19 protein-coding genes are annotated in these 16,645 nt (G+C 25.8%); 8 read left to right on the top strand and 11 right to left on the bottom strand.

Annotated features, from left to right (window positions below):
* Positions 1-188 precede the first annotated feature (188 nt).
* Complete coding sequence (locus QZ146_RS04635) at positions 189-983, bottom strand: serine protein kinase RIO (RefSeq protein ID WP_295722487.1); 795 nt, start codon at positions 981-983, stop codon at positions 189-191.
* A gap of 151 nt (positions 984-1,134) precedes the next feature.
* Positions 1,135-1,455, bottom strand: a complete 321-nt coding sequence (gene eif1A / locus QZ146_RS04630; RefSeq protein WP_295722486.1) for a translation initiation factor eIF-1A — start codon at positions 1,453-1,455, stop codon at positions 1,135-1,137.
* 308 nt (positions 1,456-1,763) lie between these two features.
* Here eif1A and QZ146_RS04625 point away from each other — a divergent pair, with 308 nt between their 5' ends.
* From QZ146_RS04625 to QZ146_RS04605, 5 genes are all read left to right on the top strand, one after another.
* Positions 1,764-2,216, top strand: a complete 453-nt coding sequence (locus QZ146_RS04625; RefSeq protein WP_295722485.1) for a nucleoside deaminase — start codon at positions 1,764-1,766, stop codon at positions 2,214-2,216.
* A gap of 286 nt (positions 2,217-2,502) precedes the next feature.
* Positions 2,503-3,726 carry a gephyrin-like molybdotransferase Glp gene (glp, locus tag QZ146_RS04620; RefSeq protein WP_295722484.1) on the top strand — a complete coding sequence of 408 codons (1,224 nt, stop codon included), beginning with the start codon at positions 2,503-2,505 and terminating at the stop codon, positions 3,724-3,726.
* 119 nt (positions 3,727-3,845) lie between these two features.
* Positions 3,846-4,301, top strand: a complete 456-nt coding sequence (locus tag QZ146_RS04615; RefSeq protein WP_295722483.1) for a GyrI-like domain-containing protein — start codon at positions 3,846-3,848, stop codon at positions 4,299-4,301.
* 180 nt (positions 4,302-4,481) lie between these two features.
* Positions 4,482-5,402, top strand: coding sequence for a CPBP family intramembrane glutamic endopeptidase (locus QZ146_RS04610; protein ID WP_295722482.1), 921 nt, complete (start codon positions 4,482-4,484; stop codon positions 5,400-5,402).
* Positions 5,403-5,562: 160 nt separating this feature from the next.
* The gene (locus QZ146_RS04605; protein ID WP_295722481.1) at positions 5,563-5,730 is read left to right on the top strand and encodes a hypothetical protein; all 168 of its coding nucleotides are present in this window, start codon (positions 5,563-5,565) and stop codon (positions 5,728-5,730) included.
* On the opposite strand, the gene QZ146_RS04600 is transcribed toward QZ146_RS04605, so the two are convergent.
* Positions 5,720-5,860, bottom strand: a complete 141-nt coding sequence (locus QZ146_RS04600) for a hypothetical protein (protein ID WP_295722480.1) — start codon at positions 5,858-5,860, stop codon at positions 5,720-5,722. The genes QZ146_RS04605 and QZ146_RS04600 overlap by 11 nt on opposite strands.
* Before the next feature lie 11 nt (positions 5,861-5,871).
* Here QZ146_RS04600 and QZ146_RS04595 point away from each other — a divergent pair, with 11 nt between their 5' ends.
* Entirely contained in the window at positions 5,872-6,039 is a 168-nt protein-coding gene (locus QZ146_RS04595; RefSeq protein WP_295722479.1) for a hypothetical protein, read from the top strand.
* A 203-nt stretch (positions 6,040-6,242) separates the two neighbouring features.
* Here the strand turns inward: QZ146_RS04595 and QZ146_RS04590 are convergent, their stop codons facing one another.
* Genes QZ146_RS04590 through pth2 form a run of 4 tightly spaced genes read right to left on the bottom strand, consistent with a single transcriptional unit; the run spans position 6,243 to position 7,719 of the window.
* Positions 6,243-6,515, bottom strand: a complete 273-nt coding sequence (locus QZ146_RS04590) for an elongation factor 1-beta (protein WP_295722478.1) — start codon at positions 6,513-6,515, stop codon at positions 6,243-6,245.
* A gap of 22 nt (positions 6,516-6,537) precedes the next feature.
* The gene (locus QZ146_RS04585) at positions 6,538-6,699 is read right to left on the bottom strand and encodes a zinc finger domain-containing protein (RefSeq protein WP_295722477.1); all 162 of its coding nucleotides are present in this window, start codon (positions 6,697-6,699) and stop codon (positions 6,538-6,540) included.
* On the bottom strand, positions 6,700-7,380 hold the full coding sequence (locus tag QZ146_RS04580; protein ID WP_295722476.1) for a delta 1-pyrroline-5-carboxylate synthetase: 681 nt from the start codon (positions 7,378-7,380) through the stop codon (positions 6,700-6,702).
* Positions 7,381-7,719, bottom strand: coding sequence for a peptidyl-tRNA hydrolase Pth2 (gene pth2 / locus QZ146_RS04575; RefSeq protein ID WP_295722475.1), 339 nt, complete (start codon positions 7,717-7,719; stop codon positions 7,381-7,383).
* Positions 7,720-8,011: 292 nt separating this feature from the next.
* Here pth2 and QZ146_RS04570 point away from each other — a divergent pair, with 292 nt between their 5' ends.
* Positions 8,012-9,787, top strand: a complete 1,776-nt coding sequence (locus tag QZ146_RS04570; protein WP_295722474.1) for a ribosome biogenesis/translation initiation ATPase RLI — start codon at positions 8,012-8,014, stop codon at positions 9,785-9,787.
* Between the two features lie 147 nt (positions 9,788-9,934).
* Here the strand turns inward: QZ146_RS04570 and QZ146_RS04565 are convergent, their stop codons facing one another.
* On the bottom strand, positions 9,935-10,669 hold the full coding sequence (locus QZ146_RS04565; protein ID WP_295722473.1) for a hypothetical protein: 735 nt from the start codon (positions 10,667-10,669) through the stop codon (positions 9,935-9,937).
* Positions 10,670-11,217: 548 nt separating this feature from the next.
* Positions 11,218-12,411, bottom strand: a complete 1,194-nt coding sequence (locus tag QZ146_RS04560; RefSeq protein ID WP_295722472.1) for a pyridoxal phosphate-dependent aminotransferase — start codon at positions 12,409-12,411, stop codon at positions 11,218-11,220.
* A 405-nt stretch (positions 12,412-12,816) separates the two neighbouring features.
* Between QZ146_RS04560 and QZ146_RS04555 the strand changes: the two genes are divergently transcribed.
* A complete protein-coding gene (locus QZ146_RS04555; RefSeq protein ID WP_295722471.1) occupies positions 12,817-13,896 on the top strand; it encodes a metallophosphoesterase in 1,080 nt (359 codons plus the stop codon).
* A 63-nt stretch (positions 13,897-13,959) separates the two neighbouring features.
* Here the strand turns inward: QZ146_RS04555 and QZ146_RS04550 are convergent, their stop codons facing one another.
* On the bottom strand, positions 13,960-15,264 hold the full coding sequence (locus tag QZ146_RS04550) for an oligosaccharide repeat unit polymerase family protein (RefSeq protein WP_295722470.1): 1,305 nt from the start codon (positions 15,262-15,264) through the stop codon (positions 13,960-13,962).
* A 199-nt stretch (positions 15,265-15,463) separates the two neighbouring features.
* The coding region (locus QZ146_RS04545; RefSeq protein ID WP_295722469.1) for a hypothetical protein at positions 15,464-16,645 on the bottom strand (1,182 nt) is incomplete at its 5' end.

Below are 16,645 nucleotides of genomic sequence, written 5' to 3'. Positions count from 1 at the left end.
TGAATGTATTTTTAGGAGCCTTAATCATATCACAAGGTTTTAACTCAAAAACAGCAATACAACAATTATCTGAGAACTAAAAAATTCAGGCCCCTAAACCTTTTTTAAAAGTAATATTAACTTTCTAAAATTATATGAATTTAATGATATATTATATATTTTAAAATAAATATTATATTTAAAAACCCTCATTGTTTAAGTGATAATATCTTACCATCTTCTACTCCAATATGACTTTCAATTTCACTAAGACTTATTTTTGATCCTAGCTTTTTAAAATCATTATATAGATTTTCAATATCTCTTTCAAGTAATTGTTTTGCTAGTGGATGATCTGATATTACAGACTGTGAAACATCAATAATTACTGGTTCTTCATTAAAGTTCATTACATTATATACAGATAAATCTCCGTGAACCAGTTTTGCATCATGAATGAGTTTATAGGTTTCATCAAGTAATTTTTCAATAAACTTCTCAATATCATTTGGTTTTTGATATTTTACAGTTTTTGCAGGAATTCCATTTTTATCCCCAATAAACTCTAACATTAAAACATTATTTAATGCAGTTATAGGTTTTGGAACATTAACATTTGCATTTGATAATCTTTCAAGATTTTTATATTCTTTTAAAACCCATGCTGTGATTAATTGCCTTTTATTATTATGTCTTATATTGAATCGTGGATCTCCATCTATATATAAATTCATTTTTTTAAAATCAGAGGTTGCTATTCTATAAATTTTTACAGCAAAATAGTCATTATCTTTAAGGCACTTTAGCACATTAGCTTCTTTTCCAGTACTTATTTCACCATTTAAAATATCTAAATAGTTTTTATTTGCTAATTTATATAGTGTTTCAAGGGTGCTTTTATCAAATATTTCACTACCTACTTTTCTATCATCATCTCCTTTTATTCTTTTTTGGGAGATGATTTTTTGAACTTCAGCATCAGCTTTTGCTATTTTGTCGTTCATTTTATCACAAAAATAGTATTTATTATAGGTAGTTTTCAAGTAAAAAAAGTTATTATAAGTTTTAAAATAAATAAGTAAAATTTTAATATAATTATTCATTACTTATTTATTTCAATTATTCGTATTTTAAATGAATTAAAGGAGTATATATTTACATATTTAAATATCCTTTTCTTTCAAGCCAGTTAGATTCAGTTTTGGTATATCTCCAAATTACATCAGCTTTTTCATCACTTTGGAAATCCCATGGTTTTACTAATATTACGTCCCCTTCACGAATCCAAATTCGTTTTTTCATTTTCCCAGGAATACGGGTCATTCTGATGTTACCATCAGAACATCTAACTTTGAGTTTTCCATGTCCCATAATTTGTTCAACAACTCCAGCAATTTCTCCTTTACGTGGGGTTCTTACTCTACGGTAAGTTTGTTCTTGCTGGTTATTATTGTTATTATTTTTTTTATTAGCCAAGTATTTTCCTCCCTATAAAAACAATTTCCATTATATTTATTATCTTTATTAAAACTGTGTATGAATATAAGATATTAATTTATTTATATTTTATATTATATAAGTTATTATTATAAATTCTGCATCTTTCAAAAACTCCTGTGGTAATTTTAAAATAGAAATAATAAAAAATATTATATATCCTTAAAACACAGATTTTTTTTAAGTTGATTTATTTTATTTCAATATACATTTATTTTTACCCTATATGAACTAAATAAAAAATAAAATAATATAAAAATACTTATTTAAGATGATATGGTGAGATTATGAATAAATTTATGAAAGTAGCTAAAGATTTATCTGAGAATAATTATGAGAATGGAGGACCTTTTGGTGCATGTGTAGTTAAAGGAGGTAAAATCATTGGTAAAGGTTCTAATCATGTAATTATAAACAATGACCCTTCTGCACATGCAGAAGTTATGGCTATTAGGGATGCATGTAAAACTATTAATTCATATGATTTAAGTGGATGTGAATTATATACCTCAAGTTATCCCTGCCCAATGTGTTTATCACTTATAATATGGGCTAACATTAAGAAAGTTTATTATGGCAATACTCATGAGGATGCAGATAAAATAGGTTTTAGAGATAAAGTAATATATGATTTTTTTGAAAATCCTGATAAAAATATTATTGATTTGGAAAATATGAACCCTGATGAAACAATAAAGGCATTTGAAGATTATGAGAAAAATAATGGAACAATATATTAAAAATCTAAAATCCAGTTTAATATAATTTTCACGCTTATTTAGAAATCCTACTAATTTTATTTTTTTTAATATTCGTCTTTTAGAAATCTATGTGGCATTTTCAAAAATTATATAAAGCTTTATTAGTAATTTTTTTTAAATATTCTTATTGTATACAATTTATTGTAATTTTTCAAATTTATAAATATATGAATTATTTTACTTGATTTTCTAATCAAACTTAAATTAGTTTTCAAATAAATTTTCTAACAAATAAATATTTTTCATAGATTTTTGAGGTGTTTTAATGGGTACTCAATTTTTAGATATAAAAGATCCTCTAATAGCTAAGGATTTGATTTCCTCTAATTTTTATAAGTATTATGCCTGTAAATGGGAGGAAATTCCTCTTGAAGATAGTTATGGGAGAGTGGTTTTTGAGGATATTTATAGTGTTATAGATTTTCCTCCGTTTAATAGGGCTTTAAAAGATGGTTTTGCAATTAAATCAGAGGATAGTTTTTCTGCATCTGAGGAAAATCCAAAATCTGTTAAAATCATTGATTCTCTTGAAGCTGGAGATCATTCTGATAAAACTGTGGAGTTAGGTACATGTGTTGAAATCAGCACTGGAGCTCCATTGCCGGAAGGTGCAGATGCTGTAATTATGGTTGAATATACTCAAAAAGACCAGGATAATGTTGAATTATATGATAGTGTTACACCTACTCAAGATGTTGCAGTATCGGGTAGTGATGTAAAAAAAGACACCTTACTTTTAAAAAAAGGTGTAGTTTTAACTGCTGATAAAATTGGTGTTTTAGCAGCTCAGGGTTTTCATACTGTAAAAGTTTATAAAAAACCAACATGTGCTGTTATATCAACAGGTAATGAATTAACAGACCTTAAAGATAAAGAATTAAAACCATCAAAAATTTATGATGTTAACAGTACTATGATTAAAAATGCAATTGTCTCTTGTGGTGCAATTGGTGTAAATGATGGTATAGTACGTGATGACTATGATAATTTAAAATCAAATATTTTAAATTCTCTTAAGAATCATGATATCTTAATATGTTCTGGAGGAACTTCTGCAGGTGTGGGTGATGTTTTAAAGCATGTCTTAGATGAAATTGGTGAGGTGAAACTTCATGGTATTGCAGTTCAACCCGGAAAGCCAACTATTTTTGGAATTGTTAATAATAAAATTGTTATAGGTCTCCCAGGAAATCCAGTATCTGCTATAATTATTTTTTATGTATTTTTTGCACCACTCTTAATGGAATTGGTAGGTTTAAAAGAAGAACGTCTAAAGACAGTTAAAGCTAAGCTTACCAAAAGGATACATTCTCCAATTGGAAGAGAACAATATCAGTTAATCAGTTTTAATGATGGTAAAGCAGAACCTATATTTAAAGATTCAGGTGCAATATTTTCCCTTGCTCGTGCAGATGGTTATGTTAATGTAGGTAAAAATGTTGAAATAGTTGATGAAGGAGAAATTGTTGAAGTAAGATTATTTAACTAGAAAAATTAAATATCTTATTATAATTAAATTTATTAATCTTTTAACTTAATGTTTAAAACAAAAAAATAATGTTTATTAAATTTAAAGAATATTCAAAAATATTAATAATGGTTGTTATTATGAAAATTAAAGAAAAAACTATTGAAGATTTAAATATTGCAGTTATCAGTAATAAAGGATCTCTTGAGGCGGCAAAAATATTATTTGCAAAACTTTCTGGATGGATTGAATCTGGAGAGGGTGAAGTTGCAGGTAATCCTTTCATGATATTTTATAAGCTTCCTGAAGATATTGGAGATTCTGAACTCTTATATGATGTAGGGATGCCTACTAGTGAGTTAATGACAGGTGATGATTTGGTAAATACTGCAGTTATGATTGAACACAAGGTTTTATCTGCTGTTCATGAAGGTAAACGGGACAATATTATAAATACTTATAGGGCTATTGCTAAATATGCAGATGAAAATAATTATGATATTATTGGTTCTCCTAAGGAAGTTTTTATAAATGGATTTCTTGAAAATAATAATGAAAAACTTACAGAGGTTCAATTACCTGTCATAAAGATGTAAATTATTTTAATTAATTTTTTATTTTTATAATAATATTTTTTTAAAATAAAATTTTACTTATTTTTTTAAATAGATTATTAAGTTAAATACATTATTTTTTAAAAATAACTTAAAGTTTATATATTGCGAATATAAAATATATTTAAACTATTTTTTATGAGTTTCTAGGAGGTGCATTTTTTGGATTTTTTATTAAATAACGATTACGATGATTCTCAAAATCATAGTTTGCCTTTTGAAAAGGATTCAGAAAAGAAAATTTTATCAAAATTAGGGTTAGGGTACTGTCTTTTGATTATGCTCATGTTCTTTATCCCTACCATTTTAATTATATTATCTCACACAGAAGATATGCATTTAATATTAGTGTATAATCTTTTAGCATTTTCTTTTGGAGGATTTGTTTTATACCATATTGTTAAAGAAGTTCCGGAAAGCGAATCATTACATGATAGAAAGTTAAATATTCCTCAATATCTATTTTATTTAATTTTAGGTTATGGTTTGATGATGTTAGGATATTTGCTTACTAATATTATTAGTAGTTTTTTTATTCCTAATTTAACTAATCCTTTACAGTCATTTGATTCATCTAATATAATTGCAACATTTTTATATGCTGCAATATTAGGGCCTATATTCGAAGAATTGTTTTTTAGAAAATTTTTAATAAGTAGAATTGCAAGATATGGAGAATTATTTGCAATATTGGCTTCATCATTATTGTTTGCTCTATATCATATGAATTATTATCAATTTTTAGGAGTATTCTTTTTTGGTGTAATTTTGGCTTTTGTTTATCTTAGAACAAATAATATTATTTATGTAATTACTCTTCACCAAATTGCTAATTTTTTAGGACTTGTTCTTCCTAATTTAATCGGTTCAGATCCAACACTTATAAATTATTTTAATATATGTGATTTAATTATTGCTGTACTTGCGGGTTTATTCGCATTATATTTTGTATTTAAAGTTAAACTTAGAGATGGTGAAGTAATAGTGTCTAAATTTGAGGGTTTAAAGTTCTTCTTCACCAATCCGTCAATTTTGATATTTATATTCCTTGCTCTACTTATAGGATATTTAAATTTAGGTTAATTTATATTAACTTAAATTAATAAATTCCTCTAATGGTTTAAGTACTTATTTAATTATTTACTCATTTCAAAGTTAAAGCCCAATCTTGTGATTTAATGCAAAATCTAATAATATAATTATAATTACAACTATAGCTTCATTTATTGTAGCATATATTTCTGTGGGTCTATCAGTAGCACTTCCTACATTTGCTCAGGAATTTGCATTAGATAATGTTATGCAAAATTGGCTTGTAAATTCTTTTTTAATTTCTGTTGTGGTTTTTGCGGTACCTACTGGAAGTTTATCTGGTAAATTTGGTTTAAAAAAAATCATTTTTAATAGATAATATTATATTTCTTTTGTCTTGGTTTTGAATATTTGTTTCTCCAAATACTAATATTATGATGGGTTCTCTTGATTCTAAAGACAGTCCAACAGTATCTATATCTGTTACTATAGTTCGTGTTGTCAGACATTAAGTCTTGCAATGCTTACAATTATATATGCAATGATTATGGGTAATGTAGAGATTATTCCAAAATATTATGGTCTTTTAATTCTCTCTTCAAGATGGGCATGTATAGTAGGTACAATATTATGTCTAATTTCAGTTTTAATATATTTAATAAGATATAAGAATTTAAAAATGGCTTAATTAATTATTATAAATATATTTTGAAAAGAAGTAGTTATTTTTTTTAGATTTTAATACCTTTATACTATTTTTTTTAAAAGAAGTAGCTATTTTTTTAGATTTTAAAACCTTTACACTATTTAGTTTTAAAAAAGTATTGTTATGATTATTGAAAAAATTAAAAAAAGTTAATAAATTCCAATATGGAATTTATTTAATTGTGTCTATTCGATTAATCTACCAATATCGGTGATTTCTGCACTGTTAACATTATCAAGTGCTCTGATAGCTTCTTCAGTAGGTTCAGTTCCACCTTCACCATCATCGACTATAAATTTAACGTTTAATGCAACTAATCCAAAAGCAATAGGCTCTTCATCGATTCCATGTAATTTTGCATTTTCTGGTATAGCACTTTCAATTGCTCCTTTTAATGCTTCTAAATCTACTTCCGGACTTTCTGGCATGACTTTTAAAGTTGCTAAAACATCTCCCATTATATCTCCTCTTTAATTTTATTTATGGTCCTTCAAAACCACAATCGCATGTATAAGTGTGACCAAAGGTACGACATTTCTCACATCTAGCAATTACTTTACCACAAACTGGACATTTAAATTGTACATATGGTTCAGTAAGCGGAATTTCTTGTTTACAAGATTCGCATAAAACTTTTTCCATTTAAACACCTTTTATGTATGTATATTTAAAATTGTAAGTATTACGGTATTCACCAGTAATGATTTGGTATATCCTTTCAGGATATTTCCCATTTACAATAAAACAATCAGTCCCGAACTTAATAAGTAACGAAGGAAGCATTAAGTCAATTGATGATTCTTCAAAAGTAAGTAGTTTTTTAGCATCAATTTCACTAATAAATTTTGAACCTTTCGTTTTAGGTTTTCGGGTATATATACCATTTACATTTGTAACTATTAAAAGGTTTGCATTTAGAAGTTTTGCAATATATGCAGATATTGAATCTGAGGTCACTTCCCAAGATTGTTTAAATGGATGATTTTCTTTTAAAATTTTACTGCAGATTAAAATAGGTACCTTTCTATTATATGATATTTTTAAAGCATCTTCAATAGAATATGCAATTTCAGTATGTTTTATTTTATCATTTAGTAATTTGGACATGATTGTCATACATTCTATTGCAGTTTCATCACATATCTCATCTGAAAAGTTTTTATTATTATCATATTTTCGAATAAGGTTTGCAAATTCTCCACCTCCTGTAACTATAAGAGATGAAGTTCCTTTTAATTTTTCTGCAACTTTTATTGCATCTGTTGGAAAAAGACTACCTCCAATTTTTACAACCCATTCAATAATATTATCACCTTTTAACATTTATAATAATTTTAAAGTACTGGTGATCTTGTCGAGTACTTCATCTTCATCAGGCCCAAGTCCTAAACAGGTTATTGTAGATTCAGGAATTTGTGTTCTTCCAGCATCGGTTACTAAACAATTAGCTATATTGTTCCTTTTAGCAATTTCTTTAAGTTCAAGTAAATCTTCCAGATTATCCACTTTTAGAACAATTTTTGCACAGGATTCATTTTCCCATTTTCTTATCTTTTCTTTATCCGATTTTTTATATGCTCCAATTGCTCCATGACAGCATTGTGCAGCAATTTTTCCCTTTTTCATTTTTAAATCAGTTCTAACTATTATTACTTGTTTCATTTATATCATTCTTTATTTATTTTTTTAAAATAATTTGATAATCATTGTATTAATTTTTGATTTGGATGTAATTTATTTATAAATTTTTTATATGATGATTTATAAACTAATAGTATTATATTAAATTTATTTTTATAAACTTTTAATTTTATTTTTCTGATTTAATCTAGTTAAAAGTTTAATATTATTATAATTTTTGATTTAGTTAATATTTATTAATATATGATTAATTTATAAAATATGTGTTTTAATTAATAATTATTAATTTATTCTTTTAATTAAAGGAGATAATATGAGTCGTATTTCTATTTTAGATAAGGATAAGTGTCAACCTAAAAAATGTAACTATGTATGTATTGAATATTGTCCTGGAGTTAGGATGGAAGAGGATACAATAGTTATTGATGAAGATAGTAAAAAACCTCTTATATCTGAAGAATTATGTGAAGGTTGCGGGATCTGTACAAACAGATGCCCATTCGGTGCAATTTCTGTAATTAATTTACCTGAAGCATTAGAAGATCCTATTCACAGATATGGGCAAAATATGTTTGAATTATTCTACTTACCTACCTTAAAAGAAGGGACTGTTGTTGGTTTACTTGGTCAGAATGGTATTGGTAAATCTACGATTATGAGAATCTTATCCTCAGAACTCATACCAAATTTAGGGGATTATGAGTCAGAGTCAAGTTGGGATAAAGTTATTGATTACTATCGAGGGTCACAATTACAATCTTACTTTAAAAAATTATCTGAAGGAAATATAAAAGTTATTCATAAGCCTCAAGCAGTAGATGTTTTACCAAAGATAGTTAAAGGTAATGTGAATGATTTACTTTCAAATGTTGATGAGAGAGATAAACTTGACTATGTTGTAAGTAATTTAAATCTTGAAACTGTAATGGATAGGCAAATGAATAAATTAAGTGGTGGTGAGCTTCAAAGAGTAGCTATTGCTGCATCTATTTTACGTGAAGGAGATTTTTATTATTTTGATGAACCTACCAGTTGGTTAGATGTAAGGCAAAGATTAAATGCAGTGAAAGTTATCCGTTCCCTTGCCGAAGAAGGTAAATCTGTACTTGTAATTGAACATGACTTAGCAACTTTAGATGCTTTAAGTGATAATATACATATTTTGTATGGTAAACCTGGAGCATATGGTGTTGTAAGTGGAATGAAAGGAGTTCGTGTTGGTATTAATGCATATATTAATGGATTCTTAAAAGAAGAAAATGTTAGAATGAGAAGAAATCCAATTGAATTTACTATTCGCCCACCTACTCCAGAAGATGAAGGTGAGGTTTTAAGTGATTATGAAACAATCTTAAAAGATTATGATGGATTTAAAATTGAAGCAAGTGAAGGTAAAATATATAAAGATGAGATTGTTACGGCTTTTGGTTCAAATGGTATTGGTAAAACTACTTTTGCTAAGATGCTTGCAGGAGAAGTTAAGCCTACTAGTGGAGAGGTTGATAGTGAAGTTGAAATTGCATATAAACCTCAATATATTGTAACTGACTTTGAAGGTAAGGTTCAGGATTATTTGTATATGCATGCTCCTAACTTTGGCAGCAATATATTTGAAAGTGAAATAGGAAATCCATTACAATTGAATGATTTGCTTGATAAAGATGTTCAGTCTTTAAGTGGTGGTGAACTTCAAAGATTAGCTATTGCTACTACTTTAGCACAAGATGCTGAATTATATCTTTTTGATGAACCTACTGCATTTTTAGATGTTGAACAAAGGTTAATAGCAGCTAAAGCTATTAGAAAAATTGTTGAAAGTAGAAATGCTGCTAGTTTAATTGTAGATCACGATATTGTATTTATTGATTATATTTCAGATAGGGCTATGGTCTTTAAAGGTTCACCTGGTATTGAAGGTTATGCTTCAGCACCTACTGATTTAAGAACTTCTATGAATGAGTTCTTAGCTGATTTAAATGTTACCTTTAGACGTGATAAAGAAACTAAACGTCCACGGGTTAATAAATATGACAGTTTCCTTGATCGTGAACAAAAACAAGTAGGAGAATATTATTACTTAAAGGATTAATTTTAAGCAATATCCTTTTATTTTCCATTATTTTATTATTATTATTTTTAATAATTTGATAATTATATTTTAATTTGGATTTTATTGGTTATATTATATTATCTTTATTTTTTATTTACTATTTTCTTTTATATGCACAATATTTATTTAAAATATTGATCTACGACTAGTTTTTTCTATTTTCAAGTCATATTTAGATTTAATACTCTCATAATCCTTTTGGTAAAATGGACATTTTTCAATACATATTCTACAAGCTTCTTCTCGTCCAATACATTTATCTTCTATTAAATTTCCTTTAAAATCAAAGGCCTTTTCGGGGCAATGAATATTACATTTACCACAACTGAGACAATATTCAAATATCCATTTATATTCATCAAGTTTTTCTTCTTTAAAGTTATTAATTGATGTTGTAATTGCAAAAATCTTTGAAGCAGGACCTTCCTTAAATATCACTGCTTTGTTTCTTCCTATTTTTCCACATTTGGAGTTTTCTGCAGATTTTTTAATCTCCTCTTCAAGTTCTATTGAATCTATAACTTCACTATTAAATCCATTTGACCTTAAAAAGTCACACAATCGAAAAACATTTGTTACAATATTTTTAAATTTTTTATCTAATCCTTCTTTTTCATAATATTCACTTTTAAGATGTAATAAGGAGGGATTCATATTACATCTAAGTAGAATTATGCTGTTTGAATTTTGGGGAAATTTATCCTTATCTTTAAAGTGAATTCTACCATAACCTATTCCTGTAAATCCTAATGATTTTGCAAGTTTTTCAAATTCATAAATTATATCATCATTAATTTCATTTTTAAACTCTGTCGGATTTTTTACTTCAGATTCATCATTTATTTTTAGTGCCCCAAACATTTTTCCTTCTCCTTTTAAAATAGTAGGATTGTTAAGTAAATAATTCTTTATATAGTATATATTTTTCAAGTAATATGATTTAGTTTTTTCATTTTTTTCTAAATTATAGTTTTCTAATATTCCCATATACTTTTACCTACATAAATTTACAATCTAGGTATTATTAAATGATATGTTTTTAATTTTTATTATATTTAATTAATTGTTATTTTAATTTATTATAATATTACTTATATTATATTAGATATTATTTAATTCATACACATACATCACATCACATCACATATATGCTACATATATTCGTATAGTTTTTAAATTTTATAAAATCAAAATTTCTTAATTAGAATTTTTTTAAATTCATTAAATTATATTTGAATTAGGGTTGAAATTGAAAAGATATAAAGAAATAATGGTATTTTTATAATTAAAAATAAGAGTTTTATAATTTAAATTAACTTCGTTTAATTTAAAATCGATAAAAAAAGTAGAAATAGTTTTTAGCCTTAAAAGTAAAAATTATTTTAAAGTAAAGATAATAGAAAAAAATATTATTTTTTCCTTAGTGCTTCAACAGCTTTAGGGAATTCATCACAAAAGACTTTAATTTCTTCTGTAGGTATAGAAAAACTTATACGTAAATAATTATCTCCATATAATTTACTGGTATAATTTCCTTCCCTTGTAAAAATGTCTTTTTTAAGAAGATAATTAGACATGTCTTTAGCTTTTATTCCAGTACCTGTTAAATCAATTACCATCATATTGGCATCAGAAGGATATACTGGTAAAAATACTCCATCAACATTGTCAATCATTTTTTTAATTATTTTTTGATTTTCAAAGGTTGTATTTTTAACATGGCCTATCCATTCTCTTTTTGATTTTAATGCTGCTATAGCGCCCTCTTGGGCAATAATATTTACTCCTAAATCATTTACAACAACATTTTTCATACTTGAAATAAGAGGTTCTACACCAATTACAGCACCTATTCTAACTCCCGCCATACCATATATTTTTGAAAAACTAAAGATGGTTAGTGTATGTTTTGGAGCATATTTAGCTACAAGGAAATGTTCTCTTGCAAAATCTTTATATGTTATATCATGAATCAAATAAATATTATTTTCAATTGCAATTTCTGCAAATTCCTTAATCTCTTCTTCGGTATATGAAGTACCAAGAGGATTTAAGGGGTCTATTAAAACAATAATTTTTGTATTTTCATCAAGATTTTCTCTTACTAATTTAGGTGTTAATTTGTAATTACAATCATTATTGTAAATTGGTATATATTTAACGTTATGAGCAAATCTTTCTGCAAAAGATCCAATAATTAAATAACCAGGATCACAGGTAATTACATTATCCTTTTCTTCTAATATGCTATGCATACATAAATGTAATGATTCGGTTGCACCTGCAGATATGTAAACTGACATATCTTCAAGGTCTAAATCTTTTAAAATTAATTCTTGTAATTCTGGAAATCCTTCAGGTGCAGGATATTTACAGTATTCTTTATTTTTAATGGATTTAATCATTGCATTATTAATATCATCCTCATCATGTAGGTGATTTGTATTTTGTCCCATCCAAATAAGATTTTTATTTTCAAAAGTATAATTAAAAAAGTCGTTAGTACTTTCAAACCCTTCAGGTGGTAATTTTTGACTTTTTTTATATTTTTGCACAGGAACAGTTAATTTTTCATCTGTTGTGTTGTTTTTTTCAACAGTCATTTTAATCACAAAAAGTATTTTTTTTAAAATCAGATTTAAATAAATTTTAATTTATATTAAAATATTATTTTATTTTATTAAATTAATTTTTTAAATTATTATTAATCTATTAAATATTATTTAAATACTGAAGTTAGTATTTAAATTAGAATTTAAGTAAAAATCTTTTTATTTTTATTCAACCTTTTTAAAATTAATCTTTTAAATATTTATTTTTACTTATTTATAAAATTATTTATAATATTTTTATACTTTTTATCAAATTTTAAAATTTCAATTCATCTAAAATTTTATTATTTTTATTTTAAAATTTTGTTTATTTAGATACTTATAAAAAAAATTTATTATAAACATAAGATTAATATTAGAATATATTTATTAAATATTATTTTTTATGGGTAAATTATGAGTCATAGAACACGTAGGATTATTGGAACGGCTCCTTTTTTAGGAATTTTTTATTTTTTCCTTATAAAGTATACATTTTTATTGTTTGGCGGGTTAAATGATTGGGTTATACTCTTTATTTCTTTAATTTTAGTTCTTCTACATATACTACCTACTTTATTTGAAGAGAGGAAATCTCGCTTTATAACAAGGGTACTTGCTAATATTTATGGTATAATTCAATGGTTGTCTGTAATGTATTTAATTGAAGTGGTTTTAATTTACATTATATGTAGTTTTATAAATTTAAAATCTTATATTTTAGCTTTACTTATGATTGTTCCATTGATTGGAATATATGCTTATTATCATGCTCATATTATTGTTATAAAAGAAAAAAATCTAACATTTGATAATTTAAAGGAGGAAATCAGTGTCGCTCACATTTCTGATCTTCATTATGGTTTTTTAATGAATAATGGAGCATTTAATCGATTGAAAAATGCTTTAGTTCAACTGGAAGGTGATGTAGATTTGGTTATTATATCAGGAGATTTAGCAGATGGCTCTTCTGTAATTAATGAAGATGATTTTAAAGCTTTAAGTGAGATTAATATTCCTATAATTTTTACACCAGGAAATCATGATTATTATCCTGGAATAGATAATGTAAAAGCTGCATGTAAAAAAGCAAATATTATAATTCTTGATAATGAAAGTATGGAATTTAAGGGGCTTAATATATTTGGATATTCATTTAGTTATTCTAATACACCTTGTATTTCATCAGATGAGTTATATAATTATATAAATCAGGATAAGGTAAATATTATTATTTACCACACACCTAAAAATTGGGAAACTTTCACTAAAATAGGATTTGACCTTCAACTATCTGGTCATACTCATGGTGGACAGTTTCACCCAGGAATATTTTTTTCAGAACTTGTATTTAAATATAATAAAGGATTATTTGAAAATAATATGGGGGATAAAAAACATTATCTGTCTGTTACCACAGGGGTTGGTGTAATGGATATTCCAATGAGATGGGGTACTGATTCTGAGATTGTAATTTTAAGATTTAAAAGATTATAATTCATAATAATATTTTTAATAAACATAATATACAATTTCTAAAAAATACTAGTTTATTAGATTTTATTTTTTTGCATTATTAGAATATACAATATTTGCAATATATACTAATGCTCCAACGGCAAAATATAATATGACTTGCAAATCAAGAATTCCAGTTTCAACACCTAGAATGGTATAAGTTAAAATAAGTGCGTAAATACCAATATAAACATAATCCTGACTAATTTTAACTAGTTTATATCCAATTCCAAGTATAAAACCAAGTAAACACATACCTACTGCAACACCTACTTTTCCAAAATCTATTAACATTCCCCCAATAAGTGTTGGAGTAATTGTTACACCACTTCTCCAAGATATTAACTGTCCAACTATCGTTCTAGGACCATAATCGCTACCTGGTAGAGCTTTAAGTAAAAAACCTCCATGCATTATACCAAAGTATCCAGATAAAAAGTTTATTTGATCTAGAACATGCAGTGTAAATTCTGCACGGTCTTGTAATGTATAAAATGGATTAGTGCTTTTTGATATCATCATTTCATTTAAAGATCTTATATATCCAATACTAATTATTCCAACAATTCCTATTAATCCAAGGGCAATGATTTCGCTTAGGGAGATGACTTTACCATAATAACCAATAATTATCATAAGTAAAATTAATGCAAGTATAGGTGTTCTATAAGCTAAAAATAGCAAAATAATAATTCCAACTCCTGTTAAAATTAAAAATCTAAATCTAACAGCTCTTCTTGTTAATTTATTTTCCTGGTAGTATTTTATATAAACAGATTCAATTATTGCAATTGCAGGGATAATTAAAAATACTGGCATAGTTAATGCAGCTTTAAGTTGGTATCTAAGTGAAGGTTTAAGTAAAGGTATTCCTTTAACATATCCTATATTTATACAAAAAAAGATTAGAGCAACAATAAATAAAACAAATCCAATCGCATAAATGTCCTCTACTTTAAAGGATATGAATTTATTTTTTCCATTCTGATTTTCACAGAGCCTATTATTTAAAAAGAATTTAGGTAGTATTAGTGCACCAAGTAAAAATGAAATAAATCCTATTATAATTGTAATAACTAAACTTGAAGAAACAGCACTAAGTCCACATATTAAAAATAGACTAAATACTAAAATAACAACTGGGGGTGAAAGTAAATCTTCATTTAAGATTTTACTTTTGATTTTTATTTTATCTTTTTGAGGATATAACTTTAATATATGACTATTAAGTAATAAATTTTCAATATATATGAAAATAGTGTGGATAATATTAAAAAGAAAGGACTTTTTAATCTCTAGTTCTATTTTCCTACAGATTGTAGTTATTATCGAATAAATATAACGCATTTTATCCTCGTTTTATCTTTTATTTGATGTATTTTCTTTTGCCCAATTTAAAATTTATTTCAGTTAATGGAAGTTTCTATTAACTTTTGAATATATTTTCACAAAACAATTTAAGATTATAATTTTATTTAAAATAATTTTAAAGATTAGATTTATTTATATTAATTAATATATTATTTTTAAGTATTGATTAAATCATTTAATTAATTTCTTTAATATTAATGATGTTATAATTGCTTTTAATATCATTTAATTCTTTATCTGAGCAATTATAGATTCTAAGCCTAATGTAATCACTTTCACCATTAAGACTAGGACAATTTTTATTTCCAATCTTTATATCTTCAACTTTTGCTTTTGTTATTACTATTTGATTTATATTAGAGGCTTTAATTGAAGGTCTTTTTGTTTTATTATATAATTCATTATCAATTTTTTGATAATCTGTACTGTCTATTTCGTCAGAGGCGATAGTTGTGGAAATTTCAATATTATCATATTTGTCAAGACCTTTGATTAAATCATTAAAACTACTTATCGAAATAGGTGATATTTTAATTTCTGTAATGTTATCATATTTTTTCCCATCAACACTCATTTTCATTTGCTCTATATAAACATCAACATTAGGTGAGTTTTTATAGGTTCCTACAAGAACTTTTTCTCCATTACTGTCTATGAGCATTTTAATATTTTTGTCATTACTATTTTCATCAGACCAAATAATATTCCCATCGATAACAGTTTTATTTCCACTACTTACATTTATTCCTTCAATACTTGTTTTTACAATTTCTCCTTCATTATAATATTCCAAATATTTTGCTGTAATTTTATCAATTGTTGATGTATCAAAGCTTATTGATTCGGAATCATTTGAATTTGGACTTATATGGAATATTGCAACTATTACAACAAGTATAATTGCTATAATTATTAGTATGTCTATCCAATTTAGTTTTTTTAAAAAATTAGGTTTTTCATTATTTTCAAAATCATTTTCTTCAATGTTTTTTTTCTTATCATTTATAGCTTTACTAGGTCCAATATAGTCTTTAATTTCATTATTTGGATTATTATTTGTGGTATTAATATTTTCTCCAGTATAACTAGGGTCATCTGTATAGACTACTTCAATGTCTTCTTGTTTATCTTCATGTTCGACATAGTTATGACCGTCATCTAGGGGGGGATTGGAATATGCAGTATCATCTTGTTTTGCATTTTTTACAAATTCTTCTTGAAAAGTTTTTTGATTCTGATGAATTCCTTCTATATCTTCGTTTAAATGTTCCTCTAAAAACTTTAATTGTCCTCCACAACTAGAACATTCATAATCTAGAATATTGTCAGTTTTATCTAATCTGAATCTAAGTCCACA

This window comes from uncultured Methanobrevibacter sp. (genome assembly GCF_905235195.1).
In the GTDB taxonomy this organism is placed as follows: domain Archaea; phylum Methanobacteriota; class Methanobacteria; order Methanobacteriales; family Methanobacteriaceae; genus Methanarmilla.
This window is presented reverse-complemented; position numbering and strand designations above follow the sequence as displayed.

Coding starts and splice junctions, on each gene's coding strand:
- QZ146_RS04635 (WP_295722487.1), bottom strand. CDS start 983: ATGAACGACAAAATAGCAAAAGCTGATGCTGAAGTTCAAAAAATCATC.
- QZ146_RS04625 (WP_295722485.1), top strand. CDS start 1,764: ATGAATAAATTTATGAAAGTAGCTAAAGATTTATCTGAGAATAATTAT.
- glp (WP_295722484.1), top strand. CDS start 2,503: ATGGGTACTCAATTTTTAGATATAAAAGATCCTCTAATAGCTAAGGAT.
- QZ146_RS04615 (WP_295722483.1), top strand. CDS start 3,846: ATGAAAATTAAAGAAAAAACTATTGAAGATTTAAATATTGCAGTTATC.
- QZ146_RS04600 (WP_295722480.1), bottom strand. CDS start 5,860: ATGTCTGACAACACGAACTATAGTAACAGATATAGATACTGTTGGACT.
- QZ146_RS04595 (WP_295722479.1), top strand. CDS start 5,872: ATGCTTACAATTATATATGCAATGATTATGGGTAATGTAGAGATTATT.
- QZ146_RS04590 (WP_295722478.1), bottom strand. CDS start 6,515: ATGGGAGATGTTTTAGCAACTTTAAAAGTCATGCCAGAAAGTCCGGAA.
- QZ146_RS04585 (WP_295722477.1), bottom strand. CDS start 6,699: ATGGAAAAAGTTTTATGCGAATCTTGTAAACAAGAAATTCCGCTTACT.
- QZ146_RS04580 (WP_295722476.1), bottom strand. CDS start 7,380: ATGTTAAAAGGTGATAATATTATTGAATGGGTTGTAAAAATTGGAGGT.
- pth2 (WP_295722475.1), bottom strand. CDS start 7,719: ATGAAACAAGTAATAATAGTTAGAACTGATTTAAAAATGAAAAAGGGA.
- QZ146_RS04570 (WP_295722474.1), top strand. CDS start 8,012: ATGAGTCGTATTTCTATTTTAGATAAGGATAAGTGTCAACCTAAAAAA.
- QZ146_RS04565 (WP_295722473.1), bottom strand. CDS start 10,669: ATGTTTGGGGCACTAAAAATAAATGATGAATCTGAAGTAAAAAATCCG.
- QZ146_RS04560 (WP_295722472.1), bottom strand. CDS start 12,411: ATGACTGTTGAAAAAAACAACACAACAGATGAAAAATTAACTGTTCCT.
- QZ146_RS04555 (WP_295722471.1), top strand. CDS start 12,817: ATGAGTCATAGAACACGTAGGATTATTGGAACGGCTCCTTTTTTAGGA.
- QZ146_RS04550 (WP_295722470.1), bottom strand. CDS start 15,264: ATGCGTTATATTTATTCGATAATAACTACAATCTGTAGGAAAATAGAA.